Below are 15,533 nucleotides of genomic sequence, written 5' to 3' on the forward strand. Positions count from 1 at the left end.
AAAGTCTTATCGGTAATTATTGAATTAACGAATGCTTAAACGCATAAATAACCGCCTGAGTGCGGTCCTGGACATTGAGCTTGCTTAAGATATTGCTGACATGTGTTTTGACCGTTTTCAAAGCGATAAAAAGTTCGTCAGCAATTTCCTGATTGGTCTTGCCCTGGGCCATCAAAAGCAAAATTTCCAGTTCGCGGCTGGTTAGGTCCTCATGGGGCAGGTGCTGGCTTTTTTGGCGCATTTTCACCATCATTTTTCCGGTTACTTCCGGCTCAAGAACGGTTTGGCCCTGGTAAGTGGCACGAACAGCATTAGCGATTTCACTCGCTTTGGAGGTTTTCAACATATAGCTCGTTGCCCCAGCCTCCAACGCAGGGTATACTTTTTCATCATCCAAGAAGCTGGTCACGATAATGATCCTGGCTTCCGGCCACTGTTCGATAATTTGCCGTGTGGCTTCAATTCCATCCATTTCCTTCATGACCAAATCCATTAAAATGATATCCGGGCGCAGCTGCAACGCCAGCTCCACACCAGTTTTTCCATTATCCGCCTCACCTACAACCTCAATATCAGGCTGGGCTGAAAGATAAGCGGACACCCCAATTCTCACCATTTCATGATCATCGACAAAGACTACTCTAATCATCCGCACCCTCTCCATTACTCATCACCGGGACCTTCACTTCTAGCCTCGTCCCTTTATTTTTCATACTAACAACCTTTAGCGTACCGCCAACTTCCAGCGCCCGCTCATGCATATTCTGCATGCCATAAGAGCCGGCCTTCGCAGATTCAATCTCAAAACCAATTCCATCATCGACCACCCTCATGATAATCAGATGGTCTCGCTTAATTAACAGCACATCCAGTTTTTTCGCCTTCGCATGGCGCAATGTATTGGAAACCGATTCCTGAAGAATCCGGAAAAGATGATCCTCAACCCCCTTATCAAGCGGAAACTCCTCTACCTTCCACTGAATATCCATCGTTACCTTTTGCCTTAATTCGAGCAGCAGCTCCTCAATTCCTTCCTGGAGTGATTTGTTCTTTAAGGCAATCGGACGCAGATGGAGAAGGAGTGCCCGCATCTCAAGCTGGGATTGATGAATCATTTCCTCCACCATTTTTAACTGTTTTGACTCAAAGGATTCCGCAGATACTTCCCTCGTCTCATTGATGGCTGACATCATCATCGAGGCTGCAAATAGCTGCTGGCTGACGGAGTCGTGTAGTTCTCGTGCTAACCGATTCCGCTCCTGTTCAATTATTTCCTGAATGCGCGCTTCCTGGTCCTCCACCTTTTCAGTGGCGAGACGCTGTGAAAGCTTTGCCTGTTCCGCCAGCTGTTTGCCGATTTTTTCAATTCGTCCGGCAATCGCCTGCATTTCTGCCACCGGCTGCTTGCCGGTTACATCCGTATGCCTTCCCTCCTCCAGTTGATGGAGGGAGTGTTCAATACTGTGAAACTGCCTTCTCCAAAAAAGACCCGTCACAGCACCAAGCAGAATCCCGCCAGCAATACTGAAAGCGGGAACAAAAATGGCAATCGGAATATCCATGAAATTTCCCGTCCATAATTCCGACCAGTCTTTCAAAGGAAAAACTATCGTAAAAACGGCAGTAATTATAATCGCCAAACCTAAGGCAAAACTGATACTCCACATAATCTGACGTCCTGTTGCACTCATATCCGGCTCACCTCTAAATTCCCGACGATGAGCGAAGTAAAGATTTTCACCTTGTGCTCGGCCTCTTCATAACCCGGTGTTTTTAATTGAAAAATCTGGTTAAACATTTTTGCTTCATGATGATCAAATACCGCTGAGGAACCAACCAGGCAGGAATGCTGGACACTGACGTCTACCTCATACGGGACGAGAATCTGCACATTCCCAATCAGGTTTCGGATAAATATGACCGTTTCCCCTTTGGGCAGCATCGTATAGCTAAGGTCAATGATTGTGTCGCCGATACCGGCCTGGATATTGATATCATTCCATTCATAAACACCGACCGGCGTTTTTTGCTGGCCCAACAAGATATTCTCAAATAATGGCTTTGTTTGAATGAGCATTTCTTCTTTAGACGTTTTTTCCGTTTCGATAATTTGCAGGTCAATCTTATTAGGATTCTTTTTCGAGGTTATAAATTGTATAAAAAAGTGCAGTAAGATTGCTAATAGAAAAAATTTAAAAGTCATCATGTTTAAGACGCTGATGACAAAGAAAATGATTCCGCCGATGAAAAGCAGTTTGCCAGACTTTTTACCAGACCTTTTACGGCCCAAATAAACCATACCGCCTGCGATAAATAAAGAGAAAATGAGCCCGCTGTTGAAAAATAATATTTCTAAAAGCAATATGACCACGCCGACAAGCATCAGCCAGCCTAGATAGTCATTTTTTACATTTTTAAACATCGGTTCACCTCTTCTCTTGTTTTATGTATAGTCAAAAGGCGTAGGACCCTACGCCTTCTTTCATAAGAATACCATGTTTTGGTTAAGAAATGGACTTGCTTTCTTCCAATTTTATGTTTTTTTCTAGTTCGGCAACCCTTGCGTCAATTGTGCTGCGGTAATAAGAGCTGTTCACCTTGTGCTCAAGGCCATCAAGATAGTTCTCAATTTCCTTGAAGCGGGAGAAAGCTTTATCCGAATAGGTATTTGAGTCTAACACCTGATTCATGCGCTGGTTAGCACGCGTGACGTTCTCACGGCCCATTAGTTCCATCCGGCGAAGCTGCATGTCTTTCAGCTTATGCTTCATTTCTTCATATTTTCTTTCCAATTCCCCAAGCTGACCTTTTACCTGGTCAAGTGAGGCACTTAGGCGCTCGGCACGGGCAGCATATTGCTGGAATTCGCTTTGAGCAAATTGATATAACTCTTCCTCGCCGGCTTTCGCAGCCACTTCTGCTTGATACTTTCTTTTCGCGGCCATTTCCGAAGCCTGATGGAGTTCTTTTGTAAATTCATCCCGCAGGCGGTACTGGCGCTCGACCAGTTTTCTTACCTTTTCAGTTTCCTGCTCGCTCGCGCGGAGATATTGATTTAGCAGGGCAATCGGGTTTTTGTTTTCCTTTTGGTCAAGTGCCTCATGTAAATCGGCTAAAACAGTGTTTTTAATTCTTGTAAATAAGTTGGTCATGATCATACTCTCCTTTATTATTAGTTTTTGTTTAGATCGTTCCATTGTTTTTCAAAATTAATGAATGGATCGGATTCTTCCTTAAACTTGATGGTTTTGTTTTGATTCCATTTTTTGTAGATGATATATAGCACATATGCTGCGACGGCACCGATGATGGCAGGTACATTATGGAAAGCTGCCATCAGGACGATGAATCCGATAATCCCAAGACCTATTTTTGCCCAGATGGAATCTGCTTTTAAAAATTGCTTTGCTATGAAGTAAAGAAGCACTAGGCTGACCACTAATCCTACCATTGGACCGATAGTGGAAAGTAACACCACTGCGGCGATACCCCCCGCAACCAATAAACCAAACTTTTTCATTTTGTTGTTCACTCCCTTTCTTTATCTTGATTTCATCTTACCTTTTTCTCATGGTTTCCATAATTGCGCTAGAGCTTGATTTTTAGATAGGTCTCGAGTCTTAGAAAGGGTCGGCCCGAAGAAACATAAAGAAAACTCGCCGATTGGCGAGCCCCAAAGGGCGAAGACAGAGGCGTAGTTGCACTTATGCGTTAAGAAAGTATAAATTTGATAAAATTTATACTTTCTTATTAGCCAAAAAGGGTCAGTTTCTTTTGAAACCGACCCTTCTTCCATGTTATTTAGATATAAACATTTGCACCCAATAATGCCCGTACGAACCGCCCTTTGCGTAACCAACACCGATATAAGTGTTAGAGCTTAAAATGTTGGCGCGGTGCCCAGAACTGTTCATCCATGACTGTACCACAGATGCCGGTGTTGTCTGCCCTGCAGCAATATTTTCGGCTGCACTGCGATAGGAAATTCCAAAACTCTTCATCATGGTAAACGGACTGCCATAGGTAGGACTTGTATGGCTAAAATAACCCTTGTCCCGCATATCCATCGCCTTATAGCGGGCAACCCGTGACAGCTCCCAATCCGCGGTCATCGGCTTTAAGCCATTTTTCGCACGCTCCTGATTGGTCAATTGAATCACTTGGTTCTCAATCGATTTTACCCCGCCTAAGTCCGGTATCGTTACCTTTTGGCCAGGATAAATGAGAGCCGGATTTTTAAACTGGGGATTGGCAGAGATAATTTCCGAAAGACCTACCTGATACCTGACTGAAATTTTCCAAAGCGAGTCTCCCGGCTGAACCGTATAAATTTGCTGGGCAAAAGACACGCTTGGGATACAAAATAGAGCTAGCAAAAACAAGAAACTAAACCATAGAGATTTTTTCATTTTACACCTCCTCCGAATATAGATTTTTGATTTCAGGCTCAAAATATACAAGGAAGGATAAATATAATTTAAAGCCGATGCTACGAGGCTTGTGGAGGACTAACAACGAGTGAAAGACATTTCCTGGATGACTTATATTATGTTAATTTTGGCGAGCTATCGTTTTACCCATTTAATCGTTTTTGATAAAATTACCGAATCGATTCGCAGGCCATTTATGAAAAAAGTAGAGGTAAAAACGGAGACCGGGGAGGTACATACCAAAGAAGTCCCAAAATCCCTGTTTGGTTACTTATTAAAGTGTTATTGGTGTGCCGGTGTCTGGAGTGCGATTATTCTGGGAGGCGCCTATTTGATTTTTCCCAAAATAACTTTAGTTTTTATTTTTATTTTTTCCATTGCCGGAGGCCAATCCATTATTGAGACGTTTGTCGGCGTCAACATTAAAAAAGTTGATTATTATTCAGAGTTAAAGAAAAAGGATAATTAGCAAGATTATTTCCCCTAGCGCATATATTTTTAAAAAGATTTTAAGGGGGAATATTGTGGGTGTCTGGTGGGTTACGACAATTGGCGTGGTGATTTGTCTTGGTCTTGCAGGTGGTGTATTGGTTCACTTTTTAAGAAGTGCCTTAGATATCGAAGACTCGACCCGTATAGATAAAATCGACAGCAATAACGAAACCCAATTTACAGACAAGTCTTAAATGATGATATTCGCACGGACCCTGTTTACGCAGGGTTCTTTTTTATTTAGCTTACATTGATTTTTCATTTTAGGAAAAATTAAACAAGAGATTATTTTGGTAATGGAGGGTATTTATGAGTTCTAATAAAGTTCCAAGATTTCCAAAGCCTTATTGGCGGGAAATCGAATTGCCTTCTTTTGAAGCCTTAAATGAAGATTTGTCTGTTGATGTGGCTGTGGTCGGCGCTGGAATAACCGGTATCACCGCCGCCTATTTATTGACACAGGAAGGCCTTAAGGTCGCAATTTTGGAGGCCGGCATTGTGTTAAACGGCACTACAGGGCATACGACCGCTAAATTAACGGCCCAGCATGACATTATTTATGATGAATTGATTAGTCATTTTGGGGAGGAAAAGGCCCGACAGTATTACGAATCGACCTCTTCGGCTATTGAGTTCGTCGAACGGCTTGTAAACGAAAAAGGAATTGACTGTGATTTCAGCAAAGAAGATGCCTATGTGTATGCCACTACAGAGCAGTCGAAAAAGAAGCTAGGAACCGAATCTGAGGCCTACCAGCGCTTGGGGATTCCTGGCACGTTAAAGGATACAATACCCTTCAATATTCAGGTAACAGGAGCTTTGGCCATGCATAACCAGGCCCAGTATCACCCGTTGAAGTTTTTGCGGGCACTTTTGGATGAAGCTGTGAAGGCCGGCTGTCAGGTTTATGAACATACGACGGCTTGGGATATTGAGGATGCGGAAGGTTCCCAGCCTGTGGTGGTAACCAAAGGCGGCAATCGTGTATCGTGCAAGCATGTGATCATGGCTTCGCATTTTCCTTTTTACGATAAACCGGGGCTATATTTTGCAAGAATGTATGCGAGCAGATCCTACGCCATTGGAATCAAGCCAGCTAAAGAGTATCCCGGCGGCATGTATATTAGCGCCGACGACCCGCCCCGCTCCATCCGTTATACGCCTATAGATGGGGAAAAGTTGATTATTGTGGGCGGTGAGAAGCATAAAACTGGCCAGGGCGAAGACACGATGAAGCATTTTGAAGCTTTGGAGGCCTTTGCTGAAGAGGTATTTGGGATCAAGGAGTATGCCTACCGCTGGTCCGCGCAGGATTTGATTACCTTGGACAAGGTACCATATATCGGCCCGATTACGGAAGACCGGTTGAATGTTTTGCTGGCGACCGGCTTTAAGAAATGGGGTATGACAACAGGTATTTTTGCCGGTCATCTGCTCCGGGATTATGTATTGGGCCGGGACAATCCTTATAAAGACCTGTATTCACCGCATCGGTTCCAGGCAGACCCTGAATTAAAAAATGTCATTACGACGAACTTGGATGTGGCCAAACACCTTATTAAAGGGAAAATTGAATTTGTTCCGAAGGATGCAGATGAGTTGGTTGCTGGGGAGGGCTGTTCCGTCATGTTTAACGGGAAAAGGGCCGGAGGCTACAAGGATGATAACGGCAAGCTTTTTGTGGTAGACACAACCTGCACCCATCTCGGCTGTGAATGTGAGTGGAACCATGCCGAAAAGACCTGGGACTGCCCATGCCACGGTTCCCGCTATTCCTTTAAAGGCGAAGTGATCGAAGGTCCGGCCAAGGAAGGACTGGAATTGCTGTCGGAAGGGTGAATTTAGGTAAGGGAATGCTACTTTTAATAGGGGTTGGAAAGTAAATAAGGAAATCTTGAAAGTATTTGGCGAAAATGTGTAAGTAAATTCAACAGAGTGGAAAGTAACGGTTCAAAATCGGAAAGTAAACACACCAAATCGGAAAGTATTCCCATAAAAATGGAATTACTTTAAAAATAGGTAATTAAAATGATACCTGAGCCAGGCTCTCCGCCTGGCTTTTTAACTGTATTTAGGGTGTCCCTTAAAAAAACGCCTCCCAGTCGCTCAAGGGAGGCGTTTTTATCTCAATTATCTAGGGTTCCCGTGCGGACGGTTCTGTTTTAAAGCTTCGCCAGTTTCAAATTCAACCAATTCAGAGCTTGTTTTCATGGCTTTCTTGCGGTTGTTATTACGCTGGGCATTCGCGTTGCCGAGTTTCGTTCTACCCACACTAATCAGCTCCTTTTTTAAAAAGTCATTGATAGTATGAGTGAAAACAAAATGACTTATTCTAAACTTAAAACAGGTACTTTTCTTAATTTTGTCAGCTGTTCGAAGGCATAGGCCACCTCAATCAAAACCGGTTCACTGTAGGCGGTTCCGGCAAACGTGATCCCCACCGGCTCACCACTAACAGTAAACCCAGCCGGCACAGCGATGGATGGATAGCCCGCTTTGGCGCTAATGTGCGACCCTTCATCACCTGGAAATACAATTGCATCCAACCGATATTTTTCCAAAGCATAATCAATTCCTTGCTTGGTCGAATGATATAAGTCGAATTCCAACGCATCAACATAAGCAGACTCTGTTAAAGATCCGCTTGTCTGTTCAGACTCCAGCAGCACTGCCTGGCCATATTTCAGCATTCGCTCTTCATCCGCATGGTTAAACGCAATCAAGTCGCGCAAGCTGCGAACTGTAATAGATGGGTGTAAACCATTCAAATAGGCATTCAGGTCTGGCTTAAATTCATAGTTTAACACATCATATTTCCATTCCGCTTTGGCGCAAGGAATTTCAATTTTTTCCACCACTTCCGCACCAGACGATTTCAAAGCCTCCACCGTTGCCTGAAAGACTTCTTGCTTTTCCTTTGTTAACAGCTCAAGGAACCCATCAACAGCGATGCCAATCCTTTTACCTGCCAAACAGTCCTTAAGAAGACCTTTTGAAAAATTGACCCCGGCCAGCGGATTAGTCAGCGTAATTGGGTCTGCCTCATCTCTTCCGCATAAGGCGCCCAGGAGAATAGCAGCATCTTCGACCGTTCTTGCCATCGGTCCTGCCGTATCCTGAGTATGGGCAATTGGAATAATCCCCCGCCGGCTAATCAAACCGACTGTCGGTTTAATGCCGACTAGCGAATTCTGACAGGAAGGATTTAAAATTGACCCAGAAGTTTCCGTCCCAACCGCGGCTGCAGCGAAATTGGCAGCCACTGCAGCACCCGATCCCGAACTGGACCCGCCGACATCAAATTTACCTGGGCCATATGGATTTAATACCTGCCCACCGCGCGAGCTGTAGCCGCTTTTCATTCCATACGCCATGAAATTGGCCCATTCCGTCATATTTGTTTTACCAAGAATAACCGCACCGGCTTTGCGTAATTGCTCGGCTACATAGGAGTCCTTCAAGGCAATTGAATCCTTTAAAGCTAGCGACCCGGCACTGGTATGCATTTTGTCATGAGTGTCAATATTGTCCTTTATTAAAATCGGAACGCCATGCAGCGGACTGCGCGGCCCCTTCACTTTTCTTTCTACATCAAGTGCTTCCGCTATCTGTAAGGCATCTGGATTTATTTCCAGAACCGAATGAATCTCCTTATCATAAACTGAAATCCGTTTTAAATATAACAGGACCAATTCCTTGGATGTAAGCTCGCCGCTTTCTAATTTTTCTTGAATTTCACTAATGGTAACTTCCTCAAGCCATTCTTCAAAAAACTTTTTTAATTTTGGACTTTGCATCACGTTTCCCCTCCAATTTCACCTCTTATTATTCAAGAAAGTTACCTAAAATCCTTTTCCATTATGAAAAAAAGGCTGTGGAAAATCCACAACCCTCTAACGCCGCAGCGTCTGCTGCTCCGCCACGATTTGCCCTCCATAGAAAATTCTTTTTTCAACCGACACTTTTAATTCTCGGCCATACTGTTTTAATTCCCGCTCTTCCCGGTCTGTTACCAGTGAGATGACCATGCCATCCGCTCCCATCCTTCCGGTTCTGCCGGCGCGGTGGATATACTGGGTAATATCTTTTGGCATGTCAATCTGGACAACATGAGTGACTCCCTGAATATCAAGCCCTCTTGCCGCCACATCAGTCGCAATCAGCATTTTCAGGTTTCCATCGCGGAAAGCCTTCAAAACCGCCTGACGGTCCAGCTTTTTCATTTCACTATGTAATATTCCAACTGAAAGTTCTTTAAAATCGAATTTTTCCTTCAGCACCTCGAGTTCGCCGATATCATTGATAAAGGCAAGCGACTTGCTGCCTTCAAGGCGGGCTATTTTTTCAAGCAATTTGATTTTGTCACGGCGTTCGCAGACAAAATAAACATGCTCAACCTTTCCACTGGCTGAAGCCAAATCATTCCGGGAAACTCGTAAAAATTCCGGCTCTTTTGCTAATTCCTTAGCAGTCTTTTCGACCGCAGGCTTCAGTGTCGCAGAAAACAACACGACTTGCCGGTCGGCCATCGTGGATTTCACAATAGTTTGCACTGAACCCAAATGCTCATGAATAAGCAGCTGGTCGCCTTCATCCAAAACAATCATTTTGACTTCGTGCATTTTCACTTTTTTCTGCTTAATTAATTCGAGCAGCCGTCCTGGCGTAGCAAAGATGACATGCGGGCGCTTTTTTAATTTTTCAAGCTGGCGTTTCAGGTTGGCCCCGCCGATAATCGATGTGCCCCTGATGCCGCTGCCTTCGGACCATTTCTGGAATTCTTGAAAAATCTGCATCACCAGCTCCTGGGAGGAAGCCAGTACAACCGCTTGAAGGGACTGCGCATCAGCATCTATTTGATTGAGCAATGGCAGTAAATAGGCTAGAGTTTTTCCGGTTCCCGTGGGCGATTCGGCAATCACATCTTTTCCCTCTAGAATTAATGGAACAGCCTGTTCTTGAACGGCGGTGGCAGTTTGAAATCCAGACTTTTCCCATGCCTCTTGTAAAAATGGCTTTAAATTATTTAACATGTTGTACTCCCTTTTCTAAATCATTTTTCATGTTGTATTTGATACTAACGTAATTAGTTGCAAGTGTCTAGTTGGCAAAGGTTAGGCTGAGGTATTGAGATAGAGGAGAATCCATGCCATATGGAAAATTAGCACAGAAAAATAAAGAACACAGGCGGAAATTAAAAGGGTTCGAACCCTTCCCTTTAAGGGATTAAGATAATATAAACCAATTAACAAAAGGGGAAGGAAAACTTTAATCAGGTAAAAATACTCCCAGCCTTTTTCAATTACCGCCTTTATCAGAGGATTTCCCTCTTCCACGACTCCTAAAGATATTCCGAAATGTGTCAAAAGCGCATCCAACGTCCCTGCACCCAACAAGAAAAAGCAAAGCCTCACATTAGCCCCCCTTTCACTATACAGTCTTTCTACAAAGTAATATGCCGATACGTGATATATATAAGGACAAAGATAAATTTATTATAACAGATAAACGAACATTACGTTCTTAAAATAGAACAACATATTGATAAAATGTATTGATAGATATCACTACAAGCATATTAGAAACCAGATAAAATGGAATTAGAAATGGTCGATTAAGGGGTGAAATTAGAATGTGCTGTGAACATGGCTGCTCACATGAAGCTTCATGTCTCATGTCTGTACCTGTTTTTAAAGGGTTGAATGAAGTAGATCGGCAAATTTTGCAAAAGGTAACAAGGAGCCGATCCTTCAGTAAAGGGGAATTCATTTTTCGCAATGGAGAACAATCTGAAGCCTTATTTGTAGTTAATGAAGGATTGATTAAATTAACTAAAATGTCTGCGGAAGGAAAGGAACAAATCGTACGTTTGCTGTTCCCGGGGGATTTTTTCGGGCTGTTTTCATTATTGAAAAATGATAAGCATTATGTAGATGCGGAAGCTGCCGGGCCCCTTACTGTTATTTGTTACATTGATAAAAAGGATTTTGTGAAAACAATGGAAAGTAATGCGGATTTGTCCTATCGCTTTTTGCTTGCCCTAAATGACCGGCTTTTTGAAGCAGATGAATCTATGGGACAATTAAGTCTAATGGAAGTGGAACAGCGTCTGGCCAGAGCCTTGATACTATTTCATGATAAACAGCGGACTGAAGGTGGGGCATTTACGCTTCCCATCACAAAAAGGGATTTAGCGAGTTATATAGGCACAACTCCAGAATCGGTCAGCCGTAAGCTTTTGGCGTTTGCGAAGCAAAAGCTGATTGTGCTGGACGGTCCAAGGCAAATTCAGATTCTGGAGCTGGAACAACTTAAGAAAATTGCCGAAATCTCTTAAAACTCATCAAGTTTGACGGACATGAGGCGGACATGCATTGGATCAAGCTCATTCACAATGACATTCATCCCCAAGGACTGCAAATTCGCAATAAGCGGTTCCGCCCGAAATGGCAGATGAATCTCAAAAATAGTTCCGATGGGGGCTGCTTTAATAAAATTTAATATTTCTCGGCGTGGATGTTCCCCCTTCGCAATTCGTTCCCGGACATCCATGACCGCTTTCTTATCAACTATCTCAAACATAATTCGCGCTCTCCCTTATATTGAATTAAAAAGTTATTTGCCTCATTAGCACTAAGTGGCTTACTATAATAAAACCCTTGAACCCCATCACAATTTAGCGTTTTAACCTCATGCAGTTGATTCTTGGTTTCTACCCCCTCCGCAATAACCTTTAAGTTAAGCGAATGGGCCAAGTTGGATATAGCATGGGTTAAGGCCTTGCTGCTCGGATTGGTGTCAATATCAAGGATAAATGACCGATCAATTTTTAAACTATCCAGCGGTAGTCTTTGTAAATACTGCAAAGAGGAATACCCTTTTCCAAAATCGTCAATAGCAATTTGAACGCCCAGTTTTTTTAAGCCTTTTAATGTTTGGGCAGCTGAACCCAAGTCATACATCATCATGCTTTCTGTTATTTCTAGTTCCAGACAGTCCGGAGGAATATTAAATTCGCCCAATAAATTTTGGACAGTTTCCGCAATGTCATACTGCAAAAATTGCTTGGCGGATAAATTCACTGCAACCTTTACATACTGGTTCCTTATCTTGATCCACTGTTTTATTCTTTTGCAAGCTTCCCTTAACACCCAATAGCCAATTGGTACGATTAATCCTGTTTCTTCAGCAATTGGAATAAATTCAGACGGAGGTATATTACCAAGCTCGGGGTTTTTCCATCGCAATAATGCCTCCATTCCAATCACCCTATTTTCCTTTAAATCAATTTGAGGCTGAAAATGGAGCTGAAATTCTTTATTCTCCAATGCACTTCGCAGATGATTTTCGATCATCAGTCGTTCATACATTCCAGCTGTTATATCATGAACGTTTGATTTCCCTTTACGCTTTGCCCGGTACATGGCATTATCCGCATTGACCATTAATGTCTCCATGTCATCCCCATCATAGGGGTAGAGACTGACACCGATGCTTGGTGATATATAGATCTCCGTTTCAAATAATGTAAATGGTTTATTGAATAAGCTGATTAGTTCCGTTGCATGAGCATCTACATCTGTTTCTAGGCGCAGGCTCCAATCTAATAAAATGAATTCATCTCCTCCCATCCGGGAAGCCATTTTCCCGGAACCGGCAAACTTCTTTAATCTACTTGCAACCTCTTTTAGTAATAAATCCCCATAAGCATGACCGAGTGTGTCGTTGATAAATTTAAACCGATCCAAATCAACAAAAAATAGGGCGAGCAAAGAATTGCTGTTGTTAGCTTTTTTAATCTCCCGCTGTAAATACTTTTGAAATAAATAACGATTCGGCAGCAAGGTTAAAGGGTCAATTCCGCTCGTCTGAATTTCCTTTAAGACTAATCCCAGCATATTAGATTCTTCAAACGGATGGATGACCAGCCATTTCGGCGTATCCAGCCCTTTTTTAGTTTTTAAATAAATCAGACTGCCTTCAGTTTCTACAGAGGATTGGAAGGACGGCAGAACCTTATTTACGTCATCGCCGACTAATTCGGATGCTGAGTATCCACTCACCTTAAGAAAGCCTTTGTTTAAAAAAATAATCTCTCCATCCTTTTGGATGATTAGAATCGGCATATGGAACTGATTCAATATTTCTGTATTCATTTTGTCGATACCAACAATCCTCCTTTGATAGAAGTATTTGAGACTAGTATATCGTTTTCTTCAACTAACCTAATTGATTTAAATCAAGGACAATTTATTTTTTTTAGATAAACTTATGTGCAAATAGAAAGTTATAAAAAGGGTGATTTCATCAATGGAGCTATTTACATATGAAGACATGAAGAGGATTGATCGAAAAACATTAGGAAATTTTGTTCCCTTAGAGTTGTTTCGATCTGTGCGTTTAATTGGGATGTATCAGGGTTTACCAATGAAAGGAAAAAATACAACCTTGACTGTAGGCAGGAAAATTGGACAGAGTTTGCCAGTCAGTAATCTTGCGGAGGCACTTTCTTTTTTTGAGGCATTAAAAATTGGTATTCCTAGCATTATCGAAGCTTCCGAGAAAGAAGTCCATATAAAAATTGAAGATTGTTTTTGCAAAGGACTGCCTGTTCATCCTGGAAATAAAACATGTGATTTGGAAGGAGCCATCTTAGAAGGGGCAATCTCCCGATTTTATGATGGAAAAATCATGGTTAACGAAGTGAAATGTAATGTCAGCGGGGATGAACATTGCGAATATCGAATTAAACTTCTAAGCAATCCGACAGATAATTTGACATGTTTGTGAACAATGCTTTCAAAATAATATTCATGGGAAGAAAAATGATAGAATGAACAACAAGGAAGTTTACAATATAATGGAGTTGAAAATAATGATTAAAAAAATCTCCTTTATGGTATCTATGTTGTTTTTTCTATTAGGAACCAATGTATTTGCACACTCCCATTTGGAAGATTCCTCTCCGAAAAATGGCGAGGTGGTAACACAGGAACTTAAAGATATTACCCTTACCTTTGAAACTAAATTAGAACAAACCAGCAGCTTTTCATTGAAAAATCAAAACGGTACGGAAATCCCTCTGACACAGGTTACTGTTGATGGCAATAAATTAGTGGGAACGCCAACGGATAAATTAGAAAACGGCGGATATACTGTACATTGGAAGATTATCGGAATTGACGGACATTTATTAGAAGGCGATATTCCATTTACGGTGCAGCTCCCTGAGATTCAAAAAGCTGCTGCTTCAACAGAAGGCACTTCTACTGAGCAAGCATCAACAGAAAAGGCAGACAAAACTGCCGATACTGCAGCAAAAGAACAGAAAGCTAAGAGTGCCGCTGTTATGGCTAAGAATGTTGAAACAGACCAACCGACCTTTAAAAACTATGTGATCCCTGCCTCAGTCGGCCTTTTAATTGTCGTCGGTGCGGGAAGCTATTGGTTACTCTATAGAAGGAAGCGTGCTTAATGTTCATAGCAAATGTCCTTAGCGAAGCCTTACTTTATTTGTGCTTTTCCTTATTGTTAGGAAGTTTTATTGTACAGCTTGTTCCGGAAACGGCTCGGCCTCAAATAAAAATCCCAAAAGGTATACTGCTTACAGCAACTCTCGGAGTTGCTTTTCTTTCGTTTGTTCCGGTTTTAAAAATCATTCTTTATTTGTATAAGGACCTAGGGGTAGGTATGACCATTAAATCCGTGCTCCTCAACTTTGAGGTTGGGAAGTCTTGGGTTCGTACTGGTGTGATCAGCTTTATTCTGTTGATTTTTTTAATACCTATCCACCTTGAGAAAAAGCGAATCTTTTCCTTGATAGGGCTTATCTTTACCATCATTTTAATTAATGTGCGAGGCTCAGCGAGTCATGCCAGCTCCATTGCGGGATGGCAGGGTTATTTCACCCATTCGACCCATTTTCTTACCGTTTGCACATGGATAGGAATTCTCGTAACGGTCGGCTGGTTTTCAAAAAATCATGATAATTGGAAGCGGTTCTTAAAGTGGTTTACCCCCGTGGCCGTCATTTGTTTAGTCCTGATTGCCCTGACAGGATTTGACCTGATGAGCTATACGATGAATGAAGGGGACTATGTCAATTCGTGGTCTTTATCTTGGGGACAAGCACTTCTGCTTAAACATTTAGCCATTGCTCCGCTTTTGGCATTTGCTTTTATTAACAGCATCCTGATTCGGAAAAAACTATCAAGTGACGCGGCATTTAATCCGCTTCCTTGGGTGAGACTTGAAAGTGTTGTCGTGTTACTGATCTTTTCAATAACAGGGGCACTTGGCCAGGAATCGCCTCCGCATAATATCCAATCAACGCTTTCCGAGTCTGGTTACTCACTGCTCTTTACCTTTTTTCATGATGGCAAGGTTACATTTCCGCTGCATTTTTCACCAGGTCTCATGTCAGTTGGGCTTTTCATATTAGCATTCATTTTTTTGGGAATGATCGTCTTAACCTTTACCAAAAAGGCGGCAAAAATGATGTCCATTATCATGAGTATCCTATTTATCCTTGCTGGATATTTAGCTTTAATGCTGGCTGTTTAATAGCCAAAATAAAATGAGCGTGAACCTCTGAATGTGGTTCACGCTTTT

19 protein-coding genes are annotated in these 15,533 nt (G+C 42.3%); 7 read left to right on the forward strand and 12 right to left on the reverse strand.

The window, feature by feature from the left end; all coding sequences use genetic code 11:
• Positions 1–16 precede the first annotated feature (16 nt).
• The 6 genes from ACNQGS_RS09595 to safA all read right to left on the reverse strand — a co-directional run bounded on the left by ACNQGS_RS09595 (position 17) and on the right by safA (position 4,409).
• Entirely contained in the window at positions 17–649 is a 633-nt protein-coding gene (locus tag ACNQGS_RS09595; RefSeq protein WP_213146556.1) for a response regulator, read from the reverse strand.
• Entirely contained in the window at positions 642–1,691 is a 1,050-nt protein-coding gene (locus ACNQGS_RS09600; protein WP_491487121.1) for a sensor histidine kinase, read from the reverse strand. Before ACNQGS_RS09600 ends, ACNQGS_RS09595 begins: the two co-directional genes overlap by 8 nt.
• Positions 1,688–2,422 (reverse strand): cell wall-active antibiotics response protein LiaF, encoded by a 735-nt coding sequence (liaF, locus tag ACNQGS_RS09605; protein WP_491487122.1) that lies wholly within the window; start codon positions 2,420–2,422, stop codon positions 1,688–1,690. Before liaF ends, ACNQGS_RS09600 begins: the two co-directional genes overlap by 4 nt.
• An 82-nt stretch (positions 2,423–2,504) precedes the next feature.
• Positions 2,505–3,152 (reverse strand): PspA/IM30 family protein, encoded by a 648-nt coding sequence (locus tag ACNQGS_RS09610; protein WP_491487123.1) that lies wholly within the window; start codon positions 3,150–3,152, stop codon positions 2,505–2,507.
• Between the two features lie 20 nt (positions 3,153–3,172).
• Positions 3,173–3,520: a lmo0954 family membrane protein gene (locus tag ACNQGS_RS09615; protein ID WP_378587157.1), complete on the reverse strand. Its 348-nt coding sequence runs from the start codon at positions 3,518–3,520 to the stop codon at positions 3,173–3,175.
• Between the two features lie 277 nt (positions 3,521–3,797).
• A complete protein-coding gene (gene safA, locus ACNQGS_RS09620) occupies positions 3,798–4,409 on the reverse strand; it encodes a SafA/ExsA family spore coat assembly protein (RefSeq protein WP_464493075.1) in 612 nt (203 codons plus the stop codon).
• 109 nt (positions 4,410–4,518) lie between these two features.
• Here safA and ACNQGS_RS09625 point away from each other — a divergent pair, with 109 nt between their 5' ends.
• The 3 genes from ACNQGS_RS09625 to ACNQGS_RS09635 all read left to right on the forward strand — a co-directional run bounded on the left by ACNQGS_RS09625 (position 4,519) and on the right by ACNQGS_RS09635 (position 6,761).
• A complete protein-coding gene (locus tag ACNQGS_RS09625; RefSeq protein WP_491487124.1) occupies positions 4,519–4,899 on the forward strand; it encodes a DUF1360 domain-containing protein in 381 nt (126 codons plus the stop codon).
• Between the two features lie 55 nt (positions 4,900–4,954).
• Positions 4,955–5,116 carry a hypothetical protein gene (locus ACNQGS_RS09630; RefSeq protein WP_213146549.1) on the forward strand — a complete coding sequence of 54 codons (162 nt, stop codon included), beginning with the start codon at positions 4,955–4,957 and terminating at the stop codon, positions 5,114–5,116.
• Between the two features lie 115 nt (positions 5,117–5,231).
• The gene (locus ACNQGS_RS09635) at positions 5,232–6,761 is read left to right on the forward strand and encodes an FAD-dependent oxidoreductase (RefSeq protein ID WP_491487125.1); all 1,530 of its coding nucleotides are present in this window, start codon (positions 5,232–5,234) and stop codon (positions 6,759–6,761) included.
• 291 nt (positions 6,762–7,052) lie between these two features.
• On the opposite strand, the gene ACNQGS_RS09640 is transcribed toward ACNQGS_RS09635, so the two are convergent.
• The 4 genes from ACNQGS_RS09640 to ACNQGS_RS09655 all read right to left on the reverse strand — a co-directional run bounded on the left by ACNQGS_RS09640 (position 7,053) and on the right by ACNQGS_RS09655 (position 10,336).
• Positions 7,053–7,193 carry a hypothetical protein gene (locus tag ACNQGS_RS09640; protein ID WP_213118169.1) on the reverse strand — a complete coding sequence of 47 codons (141 nt, stop codon included), beginning with the start codon at positions 7,191–7,193 and terminating at the stop codon, positions 7,053–7,055.
• Between the two features lie 56 nt (positions 7,194–7,249).
• Positions 7,250–8,719, reverse strand: coding sequence for an amidase family protein (locus tag ACNQGS_RS09645; protein WP_491487126.1), 1,470 nt, complete (start codon positions 8,717–8,719; stop codon positions 7,250–7,252).
• 96 nt (positions 8,720–8,815) lie between these two features.
• Positions 8,816–9,955, reverse strand: a complete 1,140-nt coding sequence (locus ACNQGS_RS09650; RefSeq protein ID WP_491487127.1) for a DEAD/DEAH box helicase — start codon at positions 9,953–9,955, stop codon at positions 8,816–8,818.
• Between the two features lie 81 nt (positions 9,956–10,036).
• Entirely contained in the window at positions 10,037–10,336 is a 300-nt protein-coding gene (locus ACNQGS_RS09655; protein WP_491487128.1) for a DUF5658 family protein, read from the reverse strand.
• A gap of 218 nt (positions 10,337–10,554) precedes the next feature.
• Here ACNQGS_RS09655 and ACNQGS_RS09660 point away from each other — a divergent pair, with 218 nt between their 5' ends.
• Positions 10,555–11,259: a Crp/Fnr family transcriptional regulator gene (locus ACNQGS_RS09660; protein ID WP_491487129.1), complete on the forward strand. Its 705-nt coding sequence runs from the start codon at positions 10,555–10,557 to the stop codon at positions 11,257–11,259.
• Here ACNQGS_RS09660 and ACNQGS_RS09665 read toward each other — a convergent pair.
• Together ACNQGS_RS09665 and ACNQGS_RS09670 are read right to left on the reverse strand one after the other, a co-directional pair.
• On the reverse strand, positions 11,256–11,504 hold the full coding sequence (locus ACNQGS_RS09665; RefSeq protein ID WP_491487130.1) for an amino acid decarboxylase: 249 nt from the start codon (positions 11,502–11,504) through the stop codon (positions 11,256–11,258). The two genes, ACNQGS_RS09660 and ACNQGS_RS09665, sit on opposite strands and share 4 nt — an antisense overlap.
• Positions 11,492–13,078, reverse strand: coding sequence for a putative bifunctional diguanylate cyclase/phosphodiesterase (locus tag ACNQGS_RS09670; RefSeq protein WP_491487131.1), 1,587 nt, complete (start codon positions 13,076–13,078; stop codon positions 11,492–11,494). The genes ACNQGS_RS09665 and ACNQGS_RS09670 overlap by 13 nt, the downstream gene beginning before the upstream one ends.
• A 154-nt stretch (positions 13,079–13,232) precedes the next feature.
• On the opposite strand from ACNQGS_RS09670, the gene ACNQGS_RS09675 reads away from it, so the two are divergent.
• The 3 genes from ACNQGS_RS09675 (at position 13,233) to ACNQGS_RS09685 (ending at position 15,485) form a co-directional block, all read left to right on the forward strand.
• A complete protein-coding gene (locus ACNQGS_RS09675) occupies positions 13,233–13,712 on the forward strand; it encodes a V4R domain-containing protein (protein ID WP_491487132.1) in 480 nt (159 codons plus the stop codon).
• A gap of 85 nt (positions 13,713–13,797) precedes the next feature.
• A complete protein-coding gene (locus ACNQGS_RS09680; RefSeq protein WP_423801129.1) occupies positions 13,798–14,397 on the forward strand; it encodes a copper resistance CopC family protein in 600 nt (199 codons plus the stop codon).
• Positions 14,397–15,485, forward strand: coding sequence for a copper resistance D family protein (locus ACNQGS_RS09685; protein WP_491487133.1), 1,089 nt, complete (start codon positions 14,397–14,399; stop codon positions 15,483–15,485). Before ACNQGS_RS09680 ends, ACNQGS_RS09685 begins: the two co-directional genes overlap by 1 nt.
• The last annotated feature ends 48 nt before the right edge of the window (positions 15,486–15,533 follow it).

The organism is Neobacillus sp. PVCKKU3, from assembly GCF_058323225.1.

Coding starts and splice junctions, on each gene's coding strand:
- ACNQGS_RS09610 (WP_491487123.1), bottom strand. CDS start 3,152: ATGACCAACTTATTTACAAGAATTAAAAACACTGTTTTAGCCGATTTA.
- ACNQGS_RS09635 (WP_491487125.1), top strand. CDS start 5,232: ATGAGTTCTAATAAAGTTCCAAGATTTCCAAAGCCTTATTGGCGGGAA.
- ACNQGS_RS09675 (WP_491487132.1), top strand. CDS start 13,233: ATGGAGCTATTTACATATGAAGACATGAAGAGGATTGATCGAAAAACA.
- ACNQGS_RS09600 (WP_491487121.1), bottom strand. CDS start 1,691: ATGAGTGCAACAGGACGTCAGATTATGTGGAGTATCAGTTTTGCCTTA.
- safA (WP_464493075.1), bottom strand. CDS start 4,409: ATGAAAAAATCTCTATGGTTTAGTTTCTTGTTTTTGCTAGCTCTATTT.
- ACNQGS_RS09650 (WP_491487127.1), bottom strand. CDS start 9,955: ATGTTAAATAATTTAAAGCCATTTTTACAAGAGGCATGGGAAAAGTCT.
- ACNQGS_RS09670 (WP_491487131.1), bottom strand. CDS start 13,078: ATGAATACAGAAATATTGAATCAGTTCCATATGCCGATTCTAATCATC.
- ACNQGS_RS09645 (WP_491487126.1), bottom strand. CDS start 8,719: ATGCAAAGTCCAAAATTAAAAAAGTTTTTTGAAGAATGGCTTGAGGAA.
- ACNQGS_RS09595 (WP_213146556.1), bottom strand. CDS start 649: ATGATTAGAGTAGTCTTTGTCGATGATCATGAAATGGTGAGAATTGGG.
- liaF (WP_491487122.1), bottom strand. CDS start 2,422: ATGTTTAAAAATGTAAAAAATGACTATCTAGGCTGGCTGATGCTTGTC.
- ACNQGS_RS09680 (WP_423801129.1), top strand. CDS start 13,798: ATGATTAAAAAAATCTCCTTTATGGTATCTATGTTGTTTTTTCTATTA.
- ACNQGS_RS09615 (WP_378587157.1), bottom strand. CDS start 3,520: ATGAAAAAGTTTGGTTTATTGGTTGCGGGGGGTATCGCCGCAGTGGTG.
- ACNQGS_RS09685 (WP_491487133.1), top strand. CDS start 14,397: ATGTTCATAGCAAATGTCCTTAGCGAAGCCTTACTTTATTTGTGCTTT.
- ACNQGS_RS09660 (WP_491487129.1), top strand. CDS start 10,555: ATGTGCTGTGAACATGGCTGCTCACATGAAGCTTCATGTCTCATGTCT.
- ACNQGS_RS09665 (WP_491487130.1), bottom strand. CDS start 11,504: ATGTTTGAGATAGTTGATAAGAAAGCGGTCATGGATGTCCGGGAACGA.